At 63.5% G+C, this 24,737-nt stretch carries 20 protein-coding genes and 3 tRNA genes; 10 read left to right on the forward strand and 13 right to left on the reverse strand.

What is annotated here, in order from left to right; all coding sequences use genetic code 11:
• Window positions 1–32 precede the first annotated feature (32 nt).
• The 5 genes from KUV81_RS07000 to ppsA form a co-directional block, all read right to left on the reverse strand.
• Complete coding sequence (locus tag KUV81_RS07000) at window positions 33–986, reverse strand: LysR substrate-binding domain-containing protein (RefSeq protein ID WP_222543119.1); 954 nt, start codon at window positions 984–986, stop codon at window positions 33–35.
• Window positions 987–1,209: 223 nt separating this feature from the next.
• Window positions 1,210–2,250, reverse strand: coding sequence for a Kelch repeat-containing protein (locus KUV81_RS07005; protein ID WP_261389212.1), 1,041 nt, complete (start codon window positions 2,248–2,250; stop codon window positions 1,210–1,212).
• Window positions 2,247–2,744, reverse strand: coding sequence for a DUF1285 domain-containing protein (locus tag KUV81_RS07010; RefSeq protein ID WP_222543120.1), 498 nt, complete (start codon window positions 2,742–2,744; stop codon window positions 2,247–2,249). Before KUV81_RS07010 ends, KUV81_RS07005 begins: the two co-directional genes overlap by 4 nt.
• Window positions 2,737–5,757, reverse strand: a complete 3,021-nt coding sequence (locus tag KUV81_RS07015) for an FAD-binding and (Fe-S)-binding domain-containing protein (protein WP_222543121.1) — start codon at window positions 5,755–5,757, stop codon at window positions 2,737–2,739. The genes KUV81_RS07010 and KUV81_RS07015 overlap by 8 nt, the downstream gene beginning before the upstream one ends.
• A 121-nt stretch (window positions 5,758–5,878) precedes the next feature.
• A complete protein-coding gene (ppsA, locus tag KUV81_RS07020; protein WP_222543122.1) occupies window positions 5,879–8,254 on the reverse strand; it encodes a phosphoenolpyruvate synthase in 2,376 nt (791 codons plus the stop codon).
• Between the two features lie 129 nt (window positions 8,255–8,383).
• Between ppsA and KUV81_RS07025 the strand changes: the two genes are divergently transcribed.
• The 3 genes from KUV81_RS07025 to KUV81_RS07035 all read left to right on the forward strand — a co-directional run bounded on the left by KUV81_RS07025 (window position 8,384) and on the right by KUV81_RS07035 (window position 11,237).
• On the forward strand, window positions 8,384–9,196 hold the full coding sequence (locus KUV81_RS07025; RefSeq protein WP_222543123.1) for a pyruvate, water dikinase regulatory protein: 813 nt from the start codon (window positions 8,384–8,386) through the stop codon (window positions 9,194–9,196).
• Between the two features lie 197 nt (window positions 9,197–9,393).
• Window positions 9,394–10,455, forward strand: a complete 1,062-nt coding sequence (locus KUV81_RS07030) for a 3-deoxy-7-phosphoheptulonate synthase (RefSeq protein WP_222543124.1) — start codon at window positions 9,394–9,396, stop codon at window positions 10,453–10,455.
• 131 nt (window positions 10,456–10,586) lie between these two features.
• Complete coding sequence (locus tag KUV81_RS07035) at window positions 10,587–11,237, forward strand: response regulator (protein ID WP_222543125.1); 651 nt, start codon at window positions 10,587–10,589, stop codon at window positions 11,235–11,237.
• Here the strand turns inward: KUV81_RS07035 and KUV81_RS07040 are convergent.
• Window positions 11,234–12,319, reverse strand: coding sequence for a DUF3626 domain-containing protein (locus KUV81_RS07040; protein ID WP_222543126.1), 1,086 nt, complete (start codon window positions 12,317–12,319; stop codon window positions 11,234–11,236). The genes KUV81_RS07035 and KUV81_RS07040 overlap by 4 nt on opposite strands.
• Window positions 12,320–12,471: 152 nt before the next feature.
• Between KUV81_RS07040 and KUV81_RS07045 the strand changes: the two genes are divergently transcribed.
• The 6 genes from KUV81_RS07045 to KUV81_RS07070 all read left to right on the forward strand — a co-directional run bounded on the left by KUV81_RS07045 (window position 12,472) and on the right by KUV81_RS07070 (window position 18,260).
• Window positions 12,472–14,004 (forward strand): MFS transporter, encoded by a 1,533-nt coding sequence (locus KUV81_RS07045; protein WP_222543127.1) that lies wholly within the window; start codon window positions 12,472–12,474, stop codon window positions 14,002–14,004.
• Between the two features lie 158 nt (window positions 14,005–14,162).
• Window positions 14,163–14,513: a DMT family transporter gene (locus tag KUV81_RS07050; RefSeq protein WP_222543128.1), complete on the forward strand. Its 351-nt coding sequence runs from the start codon at window positions 14,163–14,165 to the stop codon at window positions 14,511–14,513.
• Window positions 14,510–14,830, forward strand: coding sequence for an SMR family transporter (locus KUV81_RS07055; RefSeq protein ID WP_222543129.1), 321 nt, complete (start codon window positions 14,510–14,512; stop codon window positions 14,828–14,830). Before KUV81_RS07050 ends, KUV81_RS07055 begins: the two co-directional genes overlap by 4 nt.
• An 81-nt stretch (window positions 14,831–14,911) precedes the next feature.
• Window positions 14,912–15,787 (forward strand): LysR family transcriptional regulator, encoded by an 876-nt coding sequence (locus tag KUV81_RS07060; protein WP_222543130.1) that lies wholly within the window; start codon window positions 14,912–14,914, stop codon window positions 15,785–15,787.
• Window positions 15,788–15,823: 36 nt separating this feature from the next.
• Window positions 15,824–16,318 carry an MOSC domain-containing protein gene (locus KUV81_RS07065; RefSeq protein ID WP_222543131.1) on the forward strand — a complete coding sequence of 165 codons (495 nt, stop codon included), beginning with the start codon at window positions 15,824–15,826 and terminating at the stop codon, window positions 16,316–16,318.
• A 115-nt stretch (window positions 16,319–16,433) separates the two neighbouring features.
• Entirely contained in the window at window positions 16,434–18,260 is a 1,827-nt protein-coding gene (locus KUV81_RS07070; protein ID WP_222543132.1) for a DUF885 domain-containing protein, read from the forward strand.
• A 60-nt stretch (window positions 18,261–18,320) separates the two neighbouring features.
• Here KUV81_RS07070 and KUV81_RS07075 read toward each other — a convergent pair whose 3' ends face one another.
• On the reverse strand, window positions 18,321–19,808 hold the full coding sequence (locus tag KUV81_RS07075) for a hypothetical protein (protein WP_222543133.1): 1,488 nt from the start codon (window positions 19,806–19,808) through the stop codon (window positions 18,321–18,323).
• A 257-nt stretch (window positions 19,809–20,065) separates the two neighbouring features.
• Between KUV81_RS07075 and KUV81_RS07080 the strand changes: the two genes are divergently transcribed.
• Window positions 20,066–20,971, forward strand: coding sequence for a LysR family transcriptional regulator (locus KUV81_RS07080; RefSeq protein ID WP_222543134.1), 906 nt, complete (start codon window positions 20,066–20,068; stop codon window positions 20,969–20,971).
• 115 nt (window positions 20,972–21,086) lie between these two features.
• Here KUV81_RS07080 and KUV81_RS07085 read toward each other — a convergent pair.
• The 6 genes from KUV81_RS07085 to uvrY all read right to left on the reverse strand — a co-directional run bounded on the left by KUV81_RS07085 (window position 21,087) and on the right by uvrY (window position 24,647).
• Window positions 21,087–21,172 (reverse strand) — tRNA-Leu (locus tag KUV81_RS07085).
• An 8-nt stretch (window positions 21,173–21,180) separates the two neighbouring features.
• Window positions 21,181–21,254 (reverse strand) — tRNA-Cys (locus KUV81_RS07090).
• 43 nt (window positions 21,255–21,297) lie between these two features.
• Window positions 21,298–21,373, reverse strand: a tRNA-Gly gene (locus KUV81_RS07095).
• A 179-nt stretch (window positions 21,374–21,552) separates the two neighbouring features.
• A complete protein-coding gene (gene pgsA, locus KUV81_RS07100; protein ID WP_222543135.1) occupies window positions 21,553–22,107 on the reverse strand; it encodes a CDP-diacylglycerol--glycerol-3-phosphate 3-phosphatidyltransferase in 555 nt (184 codons plus the stop codon).
• Between the two features lie 48 nt (window positions 22,108–22,155).
• The gene (gene uvrC / locus KUV81_RS07105; RefSeq protein WP_222543136.1) at window positions 22,156–23,994 is read right to left on the reverse strand and encodes an excinuclease ABC subunit UvrC; all 1,839 of its coding nucleotides are present in this window, start codon (window positions 23,992–23,994) and stop codon (window positions 22,156–22,158) included.
• 11 nt (window positions 23,995–24,005) lie between these two features.
• A complete protein-coding gene (gene uvrY, locus KUV81_RS07110; protein ID WP_222543137.1) occupies window positions 24,006–24,647 on the reverse strand; it encodes a UvrY/SirA/GacA family response regulator transcription factor in 642 nt (213 codons plus the stop codon).
• Window positions 24,648–24,737: the final 90 nt, after the last annotated feature.

The following is a 24,737-nucleotide window of genomic DNA, read 5'->3' on the forward strand; positions in this document are numbered from 1 at the left end:
CCAAGGGCGAGCAACGAGGCCCGACCAGCGCCTCAGGCCGGCTCGAACGGCAGCGCCTGACGCTCGTGGGCCAGCTGCTCCAGGTGGGCCCGGGCCATCTCATCGAGCCACTCCAGCACCGCCTTGATGGCCGGCACCTCCACCCGGTCCGGGTGGCAAACCGCCAGATAGTGCTGCTCGGCATCGACAAAGGCATCGATGGGCACCACCAGGGTGCCGTTGCGCACCTGGGGGGCCACCATATGCCAACGCCCCAGGGCCACCCCCTGACCGGACATGGCGGCCCGATAGGCCAGGTCCGCACGGTTAAACACGAAGCCTCGAGTCACCTGCAAGGGATCCAGCCCCGCTTTCTGGGCCCAGAACTGCCACTCAGTGTAGAAGCCGGTGCCCTGCCAGGCGGTCTCATCGTGCAGCAGCAGGCAATCCCCCAGGGCATCGGGGTTTTGCCACAGGTTGTGGGCGTCGGCGTAGTCGGCGCTGCACACCGGCACCAGGGTCTCACCAAAGAGATCGTGCTGGTAGAGGCCAGAGCGATCCGGGCGGTCGTAGTACACCGCCACGTCCACCGGTTCATGCTGAAAGTCGGTAGAGCGGCTCTGGGCCCGCACCTGCAACGTCATCTTGGGATAGCGCCGGTGCAGATCCCCCAGTCGCTCCGACAGCCAGCAGCGGGCGAAGCTGTGGGGCACCGCCATGCTCAAGGTGGAGGTGAACTCCTGTTGGCGGATGTCGCGGATCGCCGCATCCAGCCCCCCCAGGGACTGGTCCAGTACTGCCATCAGACCCTGGCCCTGCTCGGTCAGCTGCAGCCGGCGGTTAAACCGCAGGAACAGCTTGAACCCCAGCTGCTCCTCCAGTTTCTTGATGCGGTGGCTCACCGCGCTCTGGGTCAGATGCAGCTCTTCGGCCGCCTTGGTGAAGCTCATGTGGCGGGCGGCACTGGCAAACACGTGCATGGAGGAGAGGATGGCGCTGCTCAGCATGGGGGCCTCGGATTAATGGCGTTCATATGAAAGTCATTTTATTTCGCTGTTGGCCCAGCGCAAGCGCACCTAGAATGCAATGCATCCAGAACGGGACGGGACTCACATTTGCCTGGTGAGTCGAGTTAGCACTTTTCCCCGAACGTTCCAGCGAAATTCATTGTCTCCGAATTTACGCTGTTCAAGCGAACCTAAAACGCCCGGCCAGAGATGGCCGGGCGTTTTAGTGTTTCTCCACCAGCGTCACCCGTTTGAGCACCTTTTGTTGCGGCCCCATGCCGCCCAGGATCGCCCAGTGGCTGCCCAGATCCAGCGCGCCGCGATGGTCCATGGTGGGCTGGGCGCCGGTTTGCCCGCTCTGCCACTGCCCCGAGTCGATGTCGAAGCGATCCCAACGATCACTGGGCTTGGCCGGCGTACCGTTGTAGCCGATGCCGTTGTAGTTGTAGGGGTTGTCCGAGCCGCCGATAAAGCGCACCCCGTTGCCGTCCGCCACCGCCGCCATGCGGTAGCGGGCAGTACCGCTGTGATGGGGCAGCGCCTGCCACTGGATCTTGGCCGGATCCGCCGGATTGATGATCCCCAGATGGCATTCAGGAGAGGCGGCGAAGCGGCGTCGCTGGCTGACCTGGGCCACCACCTTGACGCCGTCGCAGATCACCATCGTCTCCCCCACCAACGCGCCGGCCTGACCGAACACCGCCGCACCGGGAAAGGGCGAGGCCTGGCGCCAGCGATCGGTCTGGCGGTCGTACAGCTGCACCAGGTTGACGTTGCCATCCTGGTGCCAGCCGCTGACCAGGTAGATGTATCGGTCGCCGTAGGCCAGGGCCACGCTGTCGTCCACCGCCACCGGCATGTCCGCCAGGCGGCGGTACTGGTCCGTCTCCGGGTTGTAGGCGTAGCTGTCCGGGGCAGAGATTTCGGTGTGATCCTCGGCCACCGTGTAGCCACCAAACAGGTAGATCTCCCCGGCCATCGCCGTGGCCGTGGCCGCCAGGCGGCCTTTGAGCGGCAGCACCGAGGGCACCGGTGCGCCCGCTTGCCAGGCCCCCTCCCCCAGTTTGAGTCGCCACACCCGGTTGTGCACCGCGTCGTGGGTCTTCTGTGCCCCCAGTCCCATCAGGGAAACCAGGTAGGTGCCCTGCTCTGTGGTCACCTGGGCCACCGCGTTGTTGCTTACCGGCTCCGGCAGGGGTGGCAGCTCATTGGCGCTTAGGGACCCGCTCATCAGTCCCAGCCCCAGTATCCAGCATCGATTCATAGCGCCTCCCCCAGGGGACACCAGTGGGCCCCCAACATCAGGCCATACTGACCATCCCGCTCCAGGGCCTGCTCCGCCAAACGGTAGTAGAGCGGCCGGGCGATGCGCCCCAGGTTGCCGTGCCAAAGCCGAACATAGGGGATCCCGCCGCGCAGCTGCCAGGGATGGTCTTCGCTCACCGGGCAGCGCAGCCCCAGGGGACTGTGAAGCCACCAGCGGCCGTTCTGCTCGGTCACCTCGGTGATCAAAAAGGGCGCATCCTGAACCCGTATCCGCCACTTCTCCGCCGGGGTCACCAGGTAGTGGTGGCCATCGGCTTCGCAGCGCAGCACCGAGGCAAACAGCCGCACCAGGGCGGGCCGGGAAAAGGGGCTGCCCTGACAGTGCCACACCCCGTCGCGGTCAATTTCGATGTCGATGTCGCCGCACAGGGGCGGATCCCAGCTGTCCAGCTTGGGGTGCTCGCCGATCTGCTTGGCCAGGCGCTCAATCACCGTCCACCAGCTCCAGCAGCACCTCCAGGGGGTGGCGCAGGGCGGTCAGGCCGAACCGTTTCACCTGGCTGCGACAGGAGTAGCCGCTGGAGAGGGGTTCGCCCCCTTCGCGGGCCAACTCCGGTGCCCAGCTCTGGTCAAACAGCTGCCGACTGCGGTCCAGGTTGGCCACCTCATGGCCGTAGGTGCCGGCCATGCCGCAACACCCCAGGCTGACCAGTTTCAGCTCACCGCCGAAGTGAGCCAGCACCCGCTGCCACTCGACACCGCCGGCGGGCCGGACGCTGTTCTCGGTGCAGTGGCCCATCAGGCGAAAGGCCCGGTGGCTGTCGCTGCGCTGGGGCCAGCGGTCGAGGTGACGGGCCAGGAACTGCTGCAGCACCTCCACCTCAAAGTCGCCCCGCTCCTCCTTGAGGATGGTGACGTACTCGTCGGAATAGGTCATCACCAGGGCCGGATCCAATCCCACCATGGGCACCTTGAAGCGGGCCAGTCGGGTCAGGGCGGCGGAGGTTTTCAGCGCGGTACGGCGGAAACGGTCCAAAAAGCCCTTGATGTGCTGCGGTTTGCCATTGGGCAGGTAGGGCACCAGCAGCGGCTCGAAACCCAAGCGGGCCAGCAGGGCCAGCCCTTTCTCCACCAGCGCCGCATCGTAGTGGCTGTTGAAGGGGTCCTGCACCAGCAGCACCATGTTGGCCCGCTGCTCACTGCTGGCCCGCTCCAGGGTCCGCTCCAGCTGCGCCAAGGTGGTCGGCTGTTTGGTCCCGACCCGCTCGGCCAGGGTGGGCACCGTCAGAGCCGGGGCGTCCACGTAGCCCACCAGGTGACGCAGCAAGTAGCGGGAAAGGCCGTTCTGGCTCAGCGCATTGACCAGTTTGGGGAAGCGGGCCTGAAGCGGCAGGCTGTCCTCCAGGTTGGCCACGAAATGGTCTTTCAGCGGACGCAGGTAGCGGCCGTAGTAGTGGTGCAGAAACTCTGCCCGCAGGGTGGGGATGTCCACTTTCACCGGGCAGGCCCCGGAGCAGGCTTTACAGGCCAGGCAGCTGAGCATCCCGGCGTGCACCTCGTGAGAGAAGTCCACCTCTTTGGCAAACTGGTTGCGCACCCGCTGCCAAAGCGGCGCCGGTCGTGGCGGGTACTGGGCCAGGTCCACCCCCTCCCGGGCCAGCAAGCGCAGCCAGGCGCGGTAAAGCTCCGCCCTGCCCTTGGGACTCTCCACCCGGTCACCACTGGCCTTGTAGGAGGGGCACATGGGGCTGTCGACCTGGTAGTTGAAGCACAGGCCGTTGCCGTTGCAGCGGATCGCCCGCTCGTATTCGTCCCGGCTCTTCGGGCTGATGCGGCGGTTAAAGGCGCCCCGGGTGGGGGACTCCACCGGGTACAGCACCGCTTCGCTTTCCAGCGGCGTGCAGATCTTGCCGGGGTTTAGGCGGTTGTCCGGGTCAAACCAGCCCTTGATGCGACGCAGGTCGTCGAACAGCTCGCCAAACACCGCCGGGCCGTATTCGGAGCGCACGCCACGACCGTGCTCGCCCCACATCAGGCCGCCGTACTGGCGGGTCAGCTCCGCCACCTTGTCCGACAGCTGCTTGAGCTGACGCTCATCGGCGGGGTCGCACAGGTCCAGGGCCGGACGCACGTGCAGCACCCCGGCATCCACGTGGCCAAACATGCCGTACTGCAGCCCTTCGGCGTCCAGCAGGGCACGAAACTCGGCAATGAAATCCGCCAGCTTCTCCGGCGGCACCGCGGTGTCCTCGACAAAGGCCAGGGGCTTACGTGGCCCCTTGGCGTTGGCCAACAGCCCCACCGCCTTTTTGCGCATGGCGTAGACCCGGCCGATGCTGCCGCCGTCGCGGCACAGCTTGTAGCCCAGCACCGCGGCATTGTCGCCGCTGTCCAGTCGCGCCAGCAGGGCCACCAGCTTTTGCTCGACCGCTTCGCCCTCGCCGGCGAATTCCACCATGTTGATGCCATCGAATCGGCCCGCGTCGTCGGCCCCCTCGGGCTCGACCAACGCCGCCACCGTGTGCCAGATGACGTCCTCCCGGGCCAGGTTCAGCACAGTAGCGTCGATGGTCTCCACCACGGTGGCCTGGGCCGCCACCAGCTCGGGAGCGTGGCGCAGGGCCGAGTCAAAGCTGTCGTACTGGATGTTGACCAGCACCCGGGTGTCGGGGATGGGGTCCAGATCCAAGGTGGCCTCCACCACGAAGGCCAGGGTGCCCTCACTGCCACACAGCAGTCGGGTGAGGTCCAGGATGTCGGTGTCCGGATCGTAGGCGTGCTTGAGATCGTAGCCGGTCAGGAAGCGGTTGAGCTTGGGAAAGCGGGCTTCGATGAGCCCCTGTTTCTCCTTGCACAGGGCCAGCACGGTTTCGGCCAGCTCCCGGGCCCGGCCGGTGAGCTTGGCCCGCGCCTGGGCGTCCCAGGGGCCGGTGATAAGCTCGCTGCCGTCGTCGAGGATGGCGCGAAGGGCCAGCACGTGATCCGAGGTTTTGCCGTACACCAGGGAGCCGGCACCGGAGGCGTCGGTGTTGATCATCCCCCCCAGGGTGGCGCGGTTGGAGGTGGAGAGATCCGGCGAGAAGAAGAGGCCATGGGGACGCAACACGTCGTTGAGCTGATCCTTGATCACCCCACACTGCACCACCGCCTGGCGGGCCTCGGCGTCCACGGAGGTGACCGCGCGCATATGGCGACTGGTGTCGATGATGATGCCGCGGTTCAGGCTCTGGCCGTTGGTGCCGGTGCCGCCGCCGCGAGCGGAGAAGGTCAGGGACTGGAATTCGGGGTTCTGGGCCAGGCGCAGGGCCAGTTGGATGTCGTCGGCGTCTAGGGGGAACAACAGGCCCTGGGGCAGCATCTGGTAGACGCTGTTGTCGGTGGCCAGACTGAGGCGGTGGCCGTAGCGGGTTTCCACCTCGCCTCGAAAACCGGCGCCTTTGAGGGCGCCGAGATAATCCCGGTACTGGGGGTCCAATACCGCTTGCGGATCCAAAGCGGGGATCATGCACTCTTCCTTGCTGTTACGCGTATCCGGTCATTGTGCCCCAAGGTCCGGACAAAGAAAAAGAAGCCGCTCTGGGAGCGGCTTCTTCGGCGTCAAGGAATTATGACGTTATTGGGCGGGCTTATTTGGCCAGGGATTTACCCAGGTACAGCCAGGTGTCCACCACGGTGTCCGGGTTCAGGGACACGGAGTCGATCCCCTCTTCCGCCAGCCACTGAGCGAAGTCCTCGTGGTCGGAGGGACCCTGACCACAGATCCCGACGTACTTGCCGCGGGCCTTACAGGCCTTGATGGCCATGGACAGCAGCGCCTTGACCGCCGCATCGCGCTCGTCGAACAGGTGGCTGATGATGCCGGAGTCGCGATCCAGACCCAGGGTCAGCTGAGTCATGTCGTTGGAGCCGATGGAGAAGCCGTCGAAGTGGTCCAGGAACTGGTCCGCCAGCAGGGCGTTGGAGGGCAGCTCGCACATCATCTGCACCTGCAGGCCGTCTTTGCCACGCTCCAGGCCGTTTTTGCCCAGCTCGGCGATCACCGCTTCCGCTTCGCCCACGGTGCGAACGAAGGGGATCATGATCTCAACGTTGGTCAGGCCCATCTCGCCGCGCACCCGCTTGATCGCTTCACACTCCAGGGCGAAGCAGTCACGGAAGCTGTCGTCGATGTAACGGGACGCACCACGGAAGCCCAGCATCGGGTTTTCCTCTTCCGGCTCGTAGCGGTCACCGCCCACCAGGTTGGCGTACTCGTTGGACTTGAAGTCGGACAGGCGCACGATGATGCGCTTGGGGAAGACGGAGGCGGCCAGGGTGGCCACGCCTTCGGCCAGGCGAGCGATGTAGAACTCACGCGGATCGGCGTAGCCCTGCATCATCTCGGCGATCTCCGCCTTGGTGCCGGCGTCCTGGTCTTCCAGGTTCAGCAGCGCCTTGGGGTGCACGCCAATCATGCGGTTGATGATGAACTCCAGGCGGGCCAGGCCAATGCCTTCGTTCGGCAGACGGCCGAAGTCGAAAGCGCGGTCCGGGTTGCCCACGTTCATCATGATCTTCATCGCCAGCTCGGGCAGCGAATCCACGCGGGATTGCGTCACGTCGAAGCCCAGCTCACCGTCGTAGATGAAGCCGGTGTCCCCTTCGGAGCAGGAGACGGTGACGGTGGCGCCGTGGGCGATGGCGTCGGTGGCGTTGCCACAGCCGACGACCGCCGGGATCCCCAGTTCACGGGCGATGATGGCCGCGTGACAGGTCCGGCCGCCACGGTTGGTGACGATGGCGGAAGCGCGCTTCATGATCGGCTCCCAATCCGGGTCGGTCATATCGGTCACCAGCACGTCGCCGGGCTGGATCTTGTCCATGTCTTCGATGGAGGCCAGCACCTTGGCGGTACCGGCACCGATCTTGTGACCGATGGCGCGGCCTTCACACAGCACGTCGGAGCGGCTGGCCAGGGTGAAGCGCTCGATCACCTGGGCGTCTTCGTTGGAGCGCACGGTCTCCGGGCGGGCCTGTACGATGTACAGCTTGCCGTCCAGGCCGTCTTTGGCCCACTCGATGTCCATCGGGCGGCCGTAGTGCTTCTCGATGATCACCGCCTGCTTGGCCAGCTCCATCACCTCTTCGTCGGTGATGGAGAATTGACCGCGCAGCTCGGCAGGCACGTCGCCGATCTGCACCTGCTTGCCGTGGCTCTGATCGTCGGAGTAGGTCATCTGGATCAGCTTGGAGCCCAGGTTACGACGGACGATGGAGTTGAAGCCCTGGGCCAGGGTCGGCTTGTGGACGTAGAACTCGTCCGGGTTTACGGCGCCCTGCACCACCATCTCGCCCAGGCCGTAGGCGGAGGTGATGAAGACCACGTCTTCGAAGCCGGACTCGGTGTCGATGGAGAACATCACACCGGAGGAGGATTTGTCGGAGCGCACCATCCGCTGGACACCGGCAGACAGAGCCACACCGCGGTGGTCGTAGCCCTGGTGCACCCGGTAGGAGATGGCACGGTCGTTAAAGAGGGAGGCGAACACGTGGTGGATGGCCAGCTTGACCGCGTCGATGCCACGCACGTTGAGGAAGGTTTCCTGCTGCCCGGCGAAAGACGCGTCGGGCATATCTTCGGCCGTGGCAGAGGAGCGTACCGCGAAGGACACTTCATCGCCGCCGTCCTTGGAGAGCTCGGCGTAAGCCTGCTCAATGGCGCTGTTCAGTTCCTGCTGGAACGGGGTGTCGATGATCCACTGACGGATGTTCTTGCCGGCCTCGGCCAGGGCGTTCACATCGTCCACATCCAGGGTGTCGAGCAGAGCGTAGATCTTTTCGTTGAGTCCACTTTGCTCCAGGAACTCGTTGAATGCCTCAGCGGTGGTGGCAAAACCACCGGGTACCTGTACACCAGCGTTGGCCAGGTTACTGATCATTTCCCCCAGGGAAGCGTTTTTGCCGCCTACCCGGTTGACATCGTGCATGCCAAGTTCCTGGTACCAGAGTACGTATTGGGTCACTGTTCTATCCTCACAACCTCGGTTTATTTTCGGCCCCTTCCTGTCGGGGCGACGGCATTTTACACTGTGGACGCGCGGAGCGTAAATCGCTAATTCTATTTGTAATTTTATTACGACATGAGGTCAAAAATGGGACGTAAGGTGTTCTATATCTCCGATGGTACGGCCATCACAGCAGAAGTGTTTGGTCATGCCGTGCTGTCACAATTCCCGTTTGAATTTGAACAAATTACCATTCCCTTCGTTGAAACTTTGACCAAGGCGGAAGAGGTAAAGCAGCAACTCAATGACTGTTTTATTACCACAGGCGAGCGGCCACTGGTGTTCCATTCCATCGTCAATCCGGAGATCCGCGCCATCATCTACAGCTCCGAAGCGCTGGATTATGACTTTTTGAACACCTTTGTCGCCCCTCTTGAGCAGCAGTTGGGGGTCAAGGCGGAACCCAAAATTCACCGCACCCACTCCATCGACAACGCCGCCTACAACGACCGCATCGACGCCATCCATTACGCCATGGAGAACGACGACGGCATCACCATGAAAAACCTCGACCGGGCGGACATCATCCTGGTGGGGGTGTCGCGCTGCGGCAAGACCCCGTCGAGCCTCTACCTGTCGATGCAGTTCGGCATCAAGGCCGCCAACTACCCCTTTATCGCCGAGGACATGGACAACCTCCGTCTGCCGGCGGAACTGAAGGCCCATAAGAAGAAGATCTTCGGCCTGACCATCGACCCCATGCGCCTGCACGAGATCCGCAACCAGCGTCTGGAGGGCAGCACCTATGCCTCGCTGCGCCAGTGCCGGATGGAGGTAAAGGAGGTGGAGATGATGTTCAAGAAGGAGCGGATCCCCTACATCAACACCACCCTGCACTCGGTGGAAGAGATCGCCACCAAGATCCTCTCCCTGACCGGCCTGGAACGGAAAATGTTCTGAGCGTTCGCCCCCGGCCGGGGTCGCCCTTTGGCGGCCCCGGCAATTTGCTACTAACTGCACAAAGTTACAGCGAAATCCCCCCCATAGGGCGACGATGAGCCGCTCACCCTCCGGCGAAATTCGGTATACTCAACCTCATTTGCCGCGCGACCCCTCGCCTATGCGGCGCGATTGCCCCATTGGGCCGATGTAAATTCATGACCATTAAGACTGACGAACTACGCACCACTTTGCTGACCAAGGTGATCTCCCCCGCTGAGCTGGCCGCGGAGTACCCCTTGAGTGACGAGGCCGCCGAGGCCCTGGTTCAGGCCCGCCGACAGGTTGAGGCGATTTTGAGTGGCGAGGATCCCCGCCTGCTGGTGATCATCGGCCCCTGCTCCATCCACGATCCCCACGCGGCCATCGACTACGCCAAACACCTGGCCAAGATGCACAAGGAGCTCAAAGAGGATCTGCTGATCGTCATGCGGGTCTACTTCGAGAAGCCCCGCACCATCGTCGGCTGGAAGGGCCTCATCTCGGATCCCGATCTGGACGGCAGCTTCAGCGCCGACAAGGGACTGCGCCTGGCCCGGGAGTTGCTGGTCAACATCACCGAGCTGCAACTGCCCATCGCCACCGAGTTCCTCGACATGGTCAACGGCCAGTACATCGCCGATCTCATCACCTGGGGCGCCATCGGGGCACGCACCACCGAATCCCAGATCCACCGGGAGATGGCGTCCGCCCTCTCCTGCCCGGTGGGCTTTAAGAACGGCACCGACGGCAACATCAAGATCGCCGTGGACGCCGCCCGGGCCGCCCGCGAGCCGCACATCTTCTACTCGCCGGACAAAGACGGGCATATGAGCGTCTACCGCACCCACGGCAACCCCTTCGGCCACATCATCCTGCGTGGCGGTAAGGAGCCGAACTACCAGGCGGAGCACGTCAGCGACGCCCACGAGCAGCTCAAGGGCTACGGCGTGGTGCCCAACCTGGTGGTGGATTTCTCCCACGGCAACAGCCAGAAGCAACACAAGCGTCAGCTTGAGGTGGCCAAGGACATCATGACTCAGATGACCCAGCCCCACGGCCGGGCCATTGCCGGGGTGATGGCGGAGAGTTTCCTGGTGGAGGGCAACCAGACGGTGGAGCAAGGCAAACCGCTGACCTACGGCCAGAGCATCACCGACGCCTGCCTCAACTGGGCCGACTCCGAGCAGCTGCTGCGGGACCTGGCGGCCGCCAGCCGGGACCGTCGACAGCTCGGTTAAGGCCTCAAAACAACACAGTGACCGCGATCTCACCCCGGCTTTTTGCCGGGGTGACTTTTATCACATCGTTATTTTTCATAGAGTAAAGGCCATAACAATAAGAATGCGATAACCAAGACAGAGCCGACTCAATGGACCAAGCCGAGCTGCACATCCTGATCGCCGACGATCACCCGCTGTTTCGCAGTGCCCTGAAACAGGCGTTGGCGGGCCGCATCGACGCCCGCTGGGACGAGGCCGACAGCGCCGACTCCCTCGAAGCCAAGCTGAAACACCAGCTGCCGGACCTGGTGCTGCTGGACCTGGAGATGCCCGGCAGTCACGGTTACTCCACCCTCATTCATCTGCGCAGCCACTACCCCGCGGTGCCGGTTGTGGTGATCTCCGCCCACGAAGACCAAACCACGGTGACCAAGGCCCTCTCCTACGACTGCCAGGGGTTCATCCCCAAGTCCTCGGATCCCGAGCAATTGGCCGAGGCGATCCAGGTGGTGCTGGAGGGCGACACCTATCTGCCGGCGGCGATGGCCCACTGGGTGGAAGAGGACGGCAGCGGCGACGACATTGGCGCCCGTCTGGCGGAGCTCACTCCCCAGCAGTACCGGGTGCTTCAGATGTTCGCCGAGGGGATGCTCAACAAGCAGATCGCCTACGATCTCGGGGTCTCCGAGGCCACCATCAAGGCCCACGCCACCGCCATCTTCCGCAAACTCGGGGTGCGCAACCGCACCCAGGCGGTGATCGCCCTGCAGGGGCTGGAGATGGAAAAGAAGGTGCTCTAGCGCCCCAGCATCACCAACAGGTGCCACAGCCATTTCATCAGCTGCTCCGGCGGCTCGCCCCAGTGTCCCCAGGCACTGGGGTTTTTCGTACTCTGGGCCAGGGCCAGCCCCAGGTGGTGCGCATCCACCCAGGGCCCCTGCCCCAACTGCGCCCCCAGTTCCGCCACCTGTTGCGCCACCGCCGGCATGGCGGGCCCGCGCTTATCCATGGGCACCCTGTCCGGGCGCAGGCGGTAGCCCGGGTGCCAATGCAGGGGAAAGCCGTAGCGCCGGGCCAGCCCCTCCATGCGCTGGCCCATTTCGGTGCCGATAAAGCTGGGGTCGGCCACCAGGGCCTCCACATCCCGGCTGAGGCTCACCGGGCCGTGCACCTGGGCTTCGATGTAGAAATCCAGGTTGCCCCCGGGGCGACCGTCCAGCCAGCGGGTTGGGTTGTCCGCACTCAGCCCCTCGATAAGGCTGGCCAGGGAGAGTCCCTCGGCGCCCAGCACCGTCCCTCGCTCGAAGCACTCAATCAGCATCGCCGCCAGCAGGGCATCGGGTTCGGCCAGGGTGCCGCGCACCCGGGGCTGACGGTGGGAGTCGCCCCAGCAGAAGGTGGCCCGGGCGTTCACGCTGGGTTTGAGGCGCAGGTAGCAGGAGCCAAATCGTGGGGCCGGGCCATCGCTGTGGGGCCACAGGTGCCAGGCCCCGTACTTGGGCCGCTCGGCGTACTGCACCCGGCGGGCGTACTCCGGCCCGAACAGATCGGCTTCCCAGCGGGCGCGGCGCCCGTCTGGGCTGGGATCCAGCAAGCCGTTGGAGAGGCCGGACTCGAACTGGTTCAGGTAGTGCCCGCACGCGTCCAGTCCCGCCACCACGCTGGGGTGTTCGGCACCGGGCCGGTCCGGGTGAAAATGCAGGGCGATGGCGCCCTGGCTCAGCAGATGGGCCCGGCACTGGGCCCAGCGCTCGGGACAGACGTGGCTCATGGCCAGCAGGTGGGCTGTCTCCGCCCGGGCCTGACTCCGCTCTGCCCGGGCCAGCATTGAGACGTGTGCTAAGGCCGCCTGACGGGCGTTATGGCGAGCTTGTTGAGACATACTGCATCCCTTTCAATACCTTGGCCTTGGTTTTACCAGATGCCCCGGCACCAGGCCAGCGCCGCGACGCGCCCACGCGCCTCGCTGATTTTGCTTCAATGTCACTTTGCTGTAGCCTGTGGCGCATCCTGATAACAACAACGATACAGCGCATGAGCAACACCAATACGCAAGCAACCAATGATTTACAGGAAGTGAAGCAGTTTGGCCTCTGGGCCTCCATCGCCAGCCTGAGCTACGTGTTCTGGCTGGTGGGGGGCATGGAGCTGATTGAGCGACTGGCCTACTACGGCGTGAAAAGCTCCGCCGCCCTCTACGCCAAGGCCCCCGCCTCCGCCGGGGGCCTCGGGATCACCATGGGGGATTTCGGCATCATCCTGATGATCTGGGCGCTGCTGCAAACCTTTGTGCCGGTGTTCACCGGCGGGATCTCCGACCGGGTCGGTTACAAGGAGACCATCTTCGCCTCCACGGTGCTCAAGATCGCCGGTTACCTGGTGATGGCCTTCTTCCCCAGCTTCTACGGCTTCCTGATGGGCGCGATGCTGCTGGCCATCGGCACCGGGATCTTCAAGCCCGGGATCCAGGGCACCCTGGTGCTGGCCACCCGCAAGGAGAACGCCTCCATGGCCTGGGGGATCTTCTACCAGACGGTCAACATCGGCGGCTTCCTCGGCCCGCTGATGGCGGTGCACCTGCGCCAGCTCTCCTGGGACAACGTGTTCTTCGCCTGTGCCGCCATCATCGCTTTGAACTTCCTGATGCTGCTGGCCTACAAGGAGCCGGGCAAGGAGGAGCGCCTGGCCCGACAGGCCAAGATCAAATCCGGTGAGATTGAGCAGGAGGCCCTGTGGAAGGACGCTTGGCGCGAACTGAAAAAGCCCATCGTGTTCTGGTACATGGTGGTGTTCTCCGGCTTCTGGTTCCTGTTCAACGCCCTGTTTGACGTGCTGCCGGTGCACATCAGCGAGTGGGTGGACACCAGCATCATCGTCCGGGATCTCTTTGGCCCCGAAGGCACCCAGAACGGCTTTGCCCAGTTCTGGCTGGGCCTGGACAACAGCGGCACCAAGGTGATGCCCGAGGGGATGCTGAACCTCAACGCCGGCATGATCATGACCAGCTGCTTCCTGATTGCCGCCATCACCGCCAAGTTTCGCATCATGTCCGCCATGCTGGCCGGGGCCGTAGCCAGCATCATCGCGTTTCTGATCATCGGCGCGTCCAACTTTGCCTGGGCCATGGTGTTTGCCATCGCCCTGTTCAGCCTGGGTGAGATGATGATCAGCCCCAAGAAGAACGAATTTATGGGCAACATCGCCCCGGCGGGCAAGAAAGCGATGTACCTGGGCTTCGTGATGCTGCCCCAGGGGATCGGCTGGGGCATCGAGGGCTACTGGGGTCCGAAGCTCTACGAGATGTACGCCTCCAAAGAGGGCTTCTCCCGCCTGATGCTGGCGGACAAGGGGATGGACTCGGCCAGCATCGCCGCCATCCCGGAAGGGGAAGCCTTTATGCGCCTGGTGGAGTTCACCGGACAGGATCCCCTGGTGCTGACCCAGACCCTCTATGACATGCACAACATCGGTTTCGCCTGGTACTTCATCGCCGCGGTAGGCAGCCTCTCCGCGTTGGGGATCCTGCTCTACGGTCGCTGGTACAAGCGTCTGCAAGAAGCCCAGTAAGCGACTCTGTTCAACCCAGGCCGCCCCAGGGCGGCCTTTTTTATGCCCCTCCAAACCCCAAGCGTTTGCATTGCTAACGCTGAGCGACATGCCGCAATGGCCCGCTCTCCCTATCATGCCTCCCGTCAACAACGAACAAACGCTTTCTGGGAGGAAAGATGAACACCAAATGGGTGTATTGGGCCTTTCTGGCCATCGCCATCATTACCGAAGTGGCCGGCACCAGTGTCATGAGCCTGATGGTGGAAGACAACTGGCTTAAGTACACCGCGCTCTACGCCTTTATCGGCACCTCGTACTACTTCCTGGCCAAGGCCGCCAAGCGGATCCCCATCGGCATCGCCTACGCCCTGTGGGAAGGATTGGGGATCACCCTGATTGCCGTCGTCGGCATCCTCTGGCTGAGCCAGGTGCCGTCGCTGATTACCGCCATTGGCTTGGCACTGGCGCTGGCGGGCATCGTTATGGTGACCCTGGGTGAAGACCACGAAGAGGAGGCCACATCATGATCAACGCCTACATGGGATACGTTCTGGTCGCCGCATTGCTCGACATCGGCGCCAACCTCTGCGCCAGCAAGTCCGAGGGCTTTGAACGCCGCGGCTGGGCGGTGGCCACCATCGTGCTGATCCTGTCCGCCTTTACGGCGCTGGCTCAGGCGGTCAAGGGGATGGACTTGGCCGTGGCCTACGCCACCTGGGGGGCCCTGGGCATCGTGGGTACCGCCCTGCTGGGTCAGGCGCTGCTGGGCCACAAACTCAAGCCCATCGGTTGGGCCGGGATTGTGGTGATGATCCTTGCCGTGGTGCTGATCAAACTCGGCTAAGCCGGCTGACAACACAAGCTTGTTAACTTATTCTGACGCTGATTGCTTTATGCAATCGGCGTTTTTGCCTGGGAGGGCGCCATGAACACCAAACAGATCCGCCATTTCGTGTTGGCCGTGCGCATGGGCTCCCTGGCCCAGGCTGCGGCGCAGGTGGGCCAAAGCCGCAGCGCCGTGAGTCTCTCCATCTCCGCGTTGGAGGATCAGCTGGGGGTCACCCTGTTCGAGCGCAGCGGCAACGCCGTTTCTCCCACCGAGGTGGCCCTGGCTCTGCTGGAGGATTGCGAACGGCTGCTGGGGATCGAGCAGCGCCTGGAAGCCCGCTGTCAGCAGTACCTGCAGACCGCCGAGAGCCAGATCCGCATCGCCCGGGACGACGCCCTGCCGGAGTCCTGGTGGCGGGACACCATCGTCGAGCTCAAGGCGCGTTTTCCCCTTATCAGCTTCGTCCTGGTGCTGGCCTCGCCGCGGGAGTTGCCCAGCCAGGTGGCCTCCGGGGCGGTGGATCTGGGCTTCGGTCTGGGTCTGCCCCCCCATCCGGACCTGCTGCAACAGCCCATGGGCCGCATGCGCCTGCAACTGGTGGCCAGCAAGACGCACCCCCTGTCGGAGCGCAGCCGGCTCAGCGAGGAGGATCTGCAGCAGCGCACCCAGATCACCCTGACCGGCGCCGTGGAGGGGGATCTGCTCACTGATCACCGCCTCAGCGACGACTACATCGGCCTGTCCAGCTTCGAGCAGATCCGCGACATGATGGATCAGGGCGTTGGCTGGGCCTGGTTGCCCGCCCCCCTGATGACCGGCCGCCTGCGCCGGGGGGACGCCCGGGTACTGCCGGCCCCCCGCCACAACCTGTGGCAGGAGTACCACCTGTGCTACCGCCAGGGCCACCCCCTGGGTCTGGTCAGTGAAACCCTGTGCGACCGGCTCAGCGAGTACCTGCTGGCCTTCGACTGACGCTAAGCTTGCTCCACACCCCCCTGGAGCTTCGCCATGGCCTCGTCCCTCACGCCACTGCTCAATCGCCTGCCCCAACAGGGCCAGCTCACCTGGATAGGGCTGCGCCCCGAGCGCGGCCAGCCTCCCCAGTCGGTCAGTGAGGCGCAGATCCATCTCGAACAGGGCCTGGTGGGCGATCATTTTCGCGGCCGGCCCGGCAGTCTTCGACAGATCACCCTGGTACAGCAAGAGCACCTTTCGGTGGTGGCCGCCCTGCTGGGGCAGGCCTCACTGGACCCGGCCCTGCTGCGGCGCAACCTGGTGGTCAGGGGCATCAACCTCCTGGCGCTCAAGGACCAACGCTTCGCCATCGGCGAGGTCATCCTCGAGGGCACCCGCCCCTGCGCCCCCTGCAGCAAGATGGAGACCGCCCTGGGGCCGGGCGGCTTCAACGCCCTGCGGGGCCACGGCGGACTCTGTGCCCGGGTGGTGCAGCCGGGGTGGATCCGAGTCGGGGATCCGGTTCGACTGTGGCTGGAAGCCCAATGAAGACTCAGGCCAGGAATCCCATTGCCTGAGTTAACGTATTGATACGAATTGGTCTTTTATCGCCAGTAACGCAGTGGTAGCTTGTTCGCAACCTTTAAGTTACATGGACTGCAGCATGATCAAGAAGTTGTTTAAGTGGAGTGGCATCGCCCTGGCGACGGTGCTGGTGGTGGGGGGCAGCTTCGCCGCCCACGAGTGGTACGCCAAGAAGCCCTTCCTGTTTCGCGCCTTCCTCGACCGCGAGGTGATCAAAATCGCCTTCGACAGCCCGGAAACCCTCACCTCCCTGGGTTTTCTCGAGTCGATGGGGATCACCGGCCACAACGCCAAGCTCAATGACGACAGCCCCGAAAAGGGGGATGAACTGCTGGAGAAGGTCAGCGAGATCCGCGCCACCTTGCTGGAGTACGACGATGCGGGTCTGAACGCCGATGAGCGCCTGTCCAAGGAGATCGCGCTCTACCTACTGGATTTTGCGGAAGAGTCCAAACCCTATCGCTACCACAACTACCCGGTGAACCAGTTGTTTGGGGTGCAGAACGGTTACCCCAGCTTTATGGAAGCCCAGCATCAGGTGCGCAGCGAAGAGGACGCCGAACACTACCTGGCCCGCCTGACCGCCGTGGAGCAAAAGTTTGCCCAGAACCTGGAGGGCATCAAGATCCGCACCGAAAAGGGGATCATCCCGCCCAAGTTTGTCATTGAGCGGGTGCTGGCCGAGATGAACGCCTTTGTCGCCACTCCGGTCACCGAGAACATCCTCTACACCTCGCTGCAAACCAAGTTGAGCGAGGCCGAAGGGATCCCCGCCGAGGCCCAGGCACGCCTGCTGGCAGACGCCGAACGCCGCATTCGCGACCATGTCCACCCGGCCTACCAGCTGTTTATCGACTACTTCGCCGCGCTGAACGAGCAGGCCGGCAGCGACGATGGCTTCTGGCACCTGCCCCAGGGCGAGGAAGCCTACGCCCTGGCGCTGAAGCTGTTCACCACCACCGATTACAGTGCCGAACAGATCCACCAGCTGGGGCTGGACGAAGTGGCGCGAATCCAGGGCGAGATCCTGACCATCCTGGCGGCCGAGTCCTTCGATGTCAGCGGCGGCTTCACCCCGGCCATTGACGCCCTGGCGGCGGACTCCCGCTTCTACTACGAGGACAGCGACGCCGGCCGGGCGCAGATCCTCGAGGATTACCAGGCGATCCTGGATGAGATCGACGCCGGCATCGATCAGGCGTTCAACATCCGGCCCACTGCCGGCATGGAGGTGGTGCGGATCCCGGAATTCAAGGAGAAAACCTCCCCCGGGGCCTACTACCAGCAGCCGGCCATCGACGGCAGCCGCCCCGGCCGCTTCTTCGCCAATCTCTACGACATCAAGGCCACCCCCAAGTACAGCATGCGTACCCTGGCGTACCACGAGGGGATCCCGGGCCACCACTTCCAGATCGCCCTGGGGATGGAGCAGGAGGGGCTGCCGTTTTTCCGCCGCATGTCCCCCTTTACCGCCTACGTGGAGGGCTGGGCCCTGTACAGCGAACAGCTGGCCTGGGAGCTGGGTTACCAGGCGGACCCCTTTGACAACGTCGGTCGCCTGCAGGCGGAGCTGTTCCGCGCCGTGCGCCTGGTGGTGGACACCGGCATCCACCACAAGCGCTGGACCCGGGAGCAGGCCATCGACTACATGCGCGACAACACCGGCATGGCCCAGAGCGACGTGGTGGCGGAGATCGAACGCTACATCGTGATGCCCGGCCAGGCCACCGCCTACAAGGTGGGGATGATCAAGATCCTGGAGCTGCGGGAGCGGGCCAAGACCCAACTGGGTGACCGCTTCGATCTGCGCGCCTTCCACGACGTGATGCTGCAAAACGGTGCCGTCCCGCTCAACATCCTGGAGCGTCTGGTGGAGCAGTACATCGCCGACACTCAGGCCAGTTAAGGCCAGCACAACGACAAAAGGGGCCTTACGGCCCCTTTTTTACGTCGCGTCAGTCTGGGCTCACTTGCCCTTGGGCAGCTTGAAACGAAACTGCTCCACAATGACATCATGGTCTGCACTGGTGGTGCTGCCGGAGCGGAGGTTGGCGTGGCTGCCAAAGCCCTCCAGGCCGCGGTAGGGCATCAACTCACAGCCGCGGTTGGCCGGCTGGTTCACAAAGCTCTCCCAATCCTGGTCCAGGGTGTAGGCGATGGAGCGCACGCCCACGGGCCACTTCTTGCAGTAGAAGTTGATGAAGGCCCCCTCCCCGCCGCGGGAGAACGCCACTTCCGGCTCCCGCAGTTCGGTCAGCTTCAGGCCATCGACCAGCTTGACCCCCACGGTCAGTCGCTGGCTGTGGTCGGTGGTGGAGACCCGGTTGCCCACACAGGTGCCGTTGTCCACCCGGTGGTAGTCGCAGCCAGGCAGTACCTTGGCGTCGACCCGGAACTGAATGTCGAGGATCTCACCCGCTGCCGCATCCGGCAGGCGGTGGAACAGGTTCTGGAAGCCCCGACGCGGTTCGAAGTAACGGGCGTTGAACTGGAGCGTCGGGTACACCGACCGCAGCTCGTCGTAACTGGCAAACACCTCTTTCTCCTGGGCACTGGCACAGGAGGCGCTGGGGTACAGCTGGACCTCACCGCTGGGCAGCAAGGTCGCACAGCGCTTGGCGCCGGCCTCCTCCAGGTAGAGGTTGGTGTAACCGCGTACCTCGCCCTCGGCCTGGACACTGATGGTCAGGTCCACCTCGGCGATGGACAGGGCGGGCAGCTGGGCAAAGATCTCGCTGTCCCCGTCCTGCGCCACGGCGCGGTAGTGATCGCCGTCCCGCTCCAGCACGGTGAGATTGCGGTGGCCAAAGGGCAGGCTCGGCTGGGTCAGGCCCTGCTCCAGCATGCTCCAAGCCTGGGCCGCTTCATCGAAGTAGTAGAGGTGCAGATGATCCGGGGCGGTCAGCTGCTTGTTGGCGCCGCCCACCGCGTCGTCGTCGGCCACCCCAATCAGGGTGTAGTTGAAGCCGGTAACGTAGCCATGACGCACGGCGCCTTCGGAAGGCGCCAGCAGGTCGTCGTTAAGCAGCACGTGGCTAAGCTCTGGGCGCTCGTCAATCGCCACCAGGGTAAAGGACAGGTTGTCCATCACCATGGTCGCTTCCCGGCTCGCCTCAGTTACTTCAATCTGCCCCTCCAGGCTGTAGAATTCGCTGAACGCTTGCGCCTTGTCGGCACCGAGATCCTGGTGGCGCACCCGAAGCTGGTCACCGGCACGCACGCTCAGGGTCAGGGTCTCCTCCAGGGAGAATTCCCCCAGTTGGCTAACCAGCTGGCCATTGCGCTCCAGTTGGTAACCGTCGACACGCAGGTTATCGGCAAAGGGGGAGTCGGCCATCGGCGACATCGCCGGCTGGGCATCAAATTTCAGGGTCAGGGTGTGGCTGGGTTCGCTGTCGCTGCTGCAACCGCTGACCAGCAGGACCGCTATGGCGGCCGGGGTAAGTTTGTTCATCGAGGTCTCTGGGTATCAGGCGCCGCTCCTTGGCCTGAGGGTGTTGGCAAGGCGCCCGCCCTGCCGCTCAAACAACGGCGCACACCCTAATGGCTCCCCTTCGTTCCAGACAGTTAATCGAGAATTAAGCGCGGCAGATTGCGGAAATCTCCTGAAATTCGCCATACTTAACTCACAATTAAGCCATCCGCCCTGCCCCTTGCCCGGGCCCGCCGCTGGCCGTAACTTAAGATTTTGCCCCGGACGCCTTAACCAAGATGAACCGTTTACGAAGCCAAAACCTGCAGCAGCTGGAGCTGCTGACCCTTCTGGTGCGCACCGGCAGCCTGACCGAGACCGCCAAGGCCCTGAACATTTCGGTGCCCGCGGTCAGCCAGGCCCTGGACAAACTGCGCGAGCAGGTGGGGGATCCCTTGCTGATCCGCGACGGCCGCAATATGACGCCAACGGCCACCGCCACCCGGGTGGCAAACACGGCAGAGCCCCACCTGGACGCCCTGACCGATCTGCATCGCAGCCTGGTGGCGGATGCCACCAGCAATACCTTGAATATCGCCATCTCCACCGCTTACGAGGCGCTGGTGCTGGGCGCACTGATCGAGTGTGATCGCCGGCCCAAGGGCCTCACCGTCCACTGTGCCGAGCTGGAAACCGACGACTTCATTACCGACACCGGCCGGGTCACCGAACTGTTGGCCAAGCGCCAGTTGGACATCGCTCTGGTGTTCTACCCGTTAGAGGACCCGCGGTTTCACTGCATTCCGGTGCTGGAGGACTGCATTCGGGTGATCCACCGCCAGGGTCACCCCCGCATTGAGGAGTTGAACGCGGACATCTACTACGGCGAGGAGCACGTGGTGTGGAAACTGGCGGTGTTCCGCAAGGCCTGGCAGCAGCTGGTGGGGATCAACGTCGAGGGCCGACATATCGCCGCCATCATCAGCGACAGCCTCTCCATGGGCAATCTGGTGTCGAAAAGCGACCTGCTGGCCTCCATGCCGGATTCCCTGGCCCGCAAGCTGTCCAAAGCGCTGCCCATTGAGCTCAAGCCCTTTCCCTTCCCCCATCGTCCCATCACCACTTACCTGGTCTACCACAAGGCCTACTCCCGCCCGGAACTGGCCGAGTGGGTGCAGGACGCCTGCGAAACCCTGGCCCGTTAAAGACGGGCCGGCGCTTGTGACCGGCTCTAGTCCGGTCAATGGCCTAGGCACAACAAAAAAGCCCAACCCCGTACAGGATTGAGCTTTGAAGTGTTACCGCATCACGCTTGTGGAATGGTGCCCGAGGCCGGACTTGAACCGGCACGACCAGAGGTCGACGGATTTTAAATCCGTTGTGTCTACCAATTCCACCACTCGGGCGGAGAAGATGGAGGCGCGTCCCGGAGTCGAACCGAGGTCCACGGATTTGCAATCCGCTGCATAGCCACTCTGCCAACGCGCCTAAAACTTTGTCAAACCGGTAAAAACCCGTTTGCTCCGAAATTTGGAGCGGCACACGAGGTTCGAACTCGTGACCTCAACCTTGGCAAGGTTGCGCTCTACCAGCTGAGCTAGTGCCGCTTTAAGTTGGGGTTAACCCCTTGTCTCGAAAGCTGTTTGCCCCCGAACTCGCTGCGCATTTTACGGGGTTACGGAGTGAAGTCAACCGCCAAATCGCCCGCCACAGCGCGTTTGCCGCCTTTTCGAGCACCTTGCTCAGGGAGGCGGCACATCCCGGATAAATCCCGTTCAGCCCGACCTCAGCCGTGCTGGGTGAGGTCCCCCCAGGCGGCCCGAATGTAGGAGAACATCGACCAAATGGTGAGGAAGGTGGCCACGCCGAGCAGCCCCATGGAGATGTCGGTCAGCACCGGGTGGGTAAAGTGGGCAATCAGACCGGTGATCGCCACCATCTGGGCGGCGGTCTTGAACTTACCCAGCCAGGAGACCGCCACGATCCCCCGCTTGCCCATCTCCGCCATCCACTCTCGCAGGGCCGAGATCACGATCTCCCGTCCGATCATCACCACCGCAGCCAGAGTGATCAGCATGCTGTCGTAGTCCGCCACCAGCACCACCAGGGCGGTGGCCACCATCAGCTTGTCCACCACAGGATCCAGGAAAGCCCCAAAGGGGGTGGACTGGTTCAGGCGGCGGGCCAGGTAGCCGTCCAGAGCGTCGGTGAGGGAGGCCAAAACAAAGAGCCCGGCCGCCATCAGATAGGACCATTTCCACGGCACGTAGTAGAGACTGATAAAGACGGGGATCATCACCAGGCGAAGCAGAGTGAGGATATTGGGGATATTCAGTTTCATCGACGGGCCCGGCAGCTGTGCAGGGGGCCAATCATGCCGTATTTGCCCTTAGGTTCGCAACGCATCATGGATGATTTGTGCCAGCTTCGGGCTGATCCCCGGCACTTTGGCCAATTCTGCCACACTGGCCCGCTTCAGCTCCTGCATCCCACCCATAAACTTGAGCAGCTGCTGACGCCGCTTGGCCCCCACGCCCGGGATCGACTCCAGCACCGATTGCCCCCGGGCCTTGCCCCGGGCCGCCCGGTGGCCACTGATGGCGAAGCGGTGCGCCTCGTCGCGGATGTGCTGGATCAGGTGCAGCGCCGGCGCGTCCGCCTTGAGGTGGATGACCTCCCGTGAAAAGCCCAGGATCAGCGTCTCCAGCCCCGGTTTTCGGCTCTCCCCCTTGGCCACCCCCACCATCAGCGGTTGCGGCAGTTCGGTGTCCGCCAGGGCCTGTTCCATCACCTCCTCGGCCTGGGTGAGCTGACCCTTGCCGCCGTCAATAAAGAGGATGTCCGGCAGATTGTCCGCCTCGGCCACCTTGTCGTAACGGCGCTTGAGCGCCTGGGTCATGGCGGCGTAATCGTCCCCCGGGGTGATCCCCTGGATGTTGTAGCGACGGTACTCCTGCTTGGCCGGCCCCTCGGCATTGAACACCACGCAGGAGGCCACGGTTTTCTCCCCCATGGTGTGGCTGATGTCGAAACACTCCATGCGGCGGATGGGTTTCTCCAGCTCCAGCGCCTCGGCCAACTGGCGAAAACGCTCCGCCACGGTGCTCTTGTGGGCCAGGCGCGACGCCAGGGCGCTGCGGGCGTTGGTGGCCGCCAGGCGCTGGAACTGCGCCCGCTCCCCCCGCACCCGGGTCTTGATGGCCACCCTGCCCTGCCCCCGCTGGCTCAGCAGCTCCGCCAGGGCGGGCAACTCCTCGCTCTCCAGGTTGAGCACGATCTCCTTGGGGATGTGGCGCTCCTCGCCGCCGCCCAGATAGAACTGCAACAGGAAGCTGCTCACCAGCTCCTCACTGTCGGTGTCCTTGGGCAACTTGGGGAAATAGCTGCGGCTGCCGAGGATCTTGCCCTGACGCACGAAGAGCATGTGGCAACAGGCCAGGCCGCCCTCCAGGTGCACGCCGATGACGTCCAGCTCCGCTTGCTGGCCCTGCACCCCTTGCTGCTCCTGCACCGTACGCAGCGCCTGGATCTGGTCCCGGTACTGGGCGGCTTTTTCAAAAGCCAGCTGCTCGCTGGCCTGCTCCATCTTGGCCGCCAGCTGGCCGATAACCGCCTGGCTCTGGCCCTGGAGAAACAGCCGGGCCAGGGTCACCTGCTGGGCGTACTCCTCATCCGGGATCATCCCGGTGCAGGGGCCGCTACAGCGTTTGAGCTGGTACTGCAGACAGGGTCGGCTCCGGTTGCGGTAGAAGCCGTCCTCGCACTGGCGAATGGGAAACAACTTCTGCATCAGGTGCAGGCTCTCACGCACCGCGCCGCCGTTGGGATAGGGGCCGAAATAGTGCCCCTTGGCCCGTCGGGCACCGCGATGAAACGCCAGTCTTGGATGAGGATGATCGGACAGGAAAATGTACGGATAGGACTTGTCGTCCCGCAGCAGCACGTTGTACCTGGGCATGTACTGCTTGATGTAGTCGTGCTCCAGGATCAGCGCCTCGGTCTCGGTGTGGGTCACCGTCACTTCGATGTGGCGGATCTGCGCCACCAGGGCACGGGTCTTGGCACTGGGCAGGTTGCTGCGAAAATAGGAGCTGAGGCGCTTTTTCAGGTCTTTGGCCTTGCCCACATAGAGGACAGTGCCCCCCGGCGCATCGTACATGCGATAGACGCCGGGTTCGCTGGTCACCGAGCGCAGGAAGGCTCGGGCATCAAAGGTGTCGGAACTCATCAAGGGGGTGCTCAGATCTTCTCTGAGTCCACCATACCATAACGGATCGCCAGTCGGGTCAGCTCCACATCGCCGCTGATCTTGAGCTTCTCAAACAGCCGGTAGCGGTAACTGTTGACGGTTTTCGGGCTCAGGTTGAGCTGCTCGGAGATGTCGGACACCTTCTGGCCGGAGGTGACCATCATGGTGATCTGAAGCTCCCGCTCAGACAGGTCGTCGAAGGGGTTGCGCTCGGGGTTGAAGGGTTTGAGTGCCATCTGCTGGGCGATCTCCGGCGCGATGTAGCGCTGACCGGAGGCCACCACCCGGATCGCCTGAACCATGTCCGCCGGCGGGGCGTTCTTGGTCAGAAAACCCGCAGCACCGGCGGCCATCACCTTGGAGGGGATCGGCTCTTCGGTGTAGACGGTGAGAATGATGATGCGGGCATCGGGGTTGTAGCGCAGGATCTTGCGGGTGGCCTCAAGGCCCCCGATCCCCGGCATGCTCATGTCCATCAGGACCACATCGGCGTCGTTTTTGCGGCACCAGTTGACCGCCTGTTCGCCATCCTCGGCTTCTCCTACCACCTTGATTCCGCGTTCGTCCTCCAGGATCCGGCTGATCCCGGTTCGAACCAAGGCGTGGTCATCGACCAATAACACGTTGATCACAGTGAAGCCTCTCTATCAACTTGCCGGTTTTTTATTTTGAGTATGAGCCCCGATAATACTCGCAAATGACGTTCCGTCAATAGCGCATCT

Source organism: Ferrimonas balearica (assembly GCF_019802085.1).
Classification (GTDB): domain Bacteria; phylum Pseudomonadota; class Gammaproteobacteria; order Enterobacterales; family Shewanellaceae; genus Ferrimonas; species Ferrimonas balearica_B.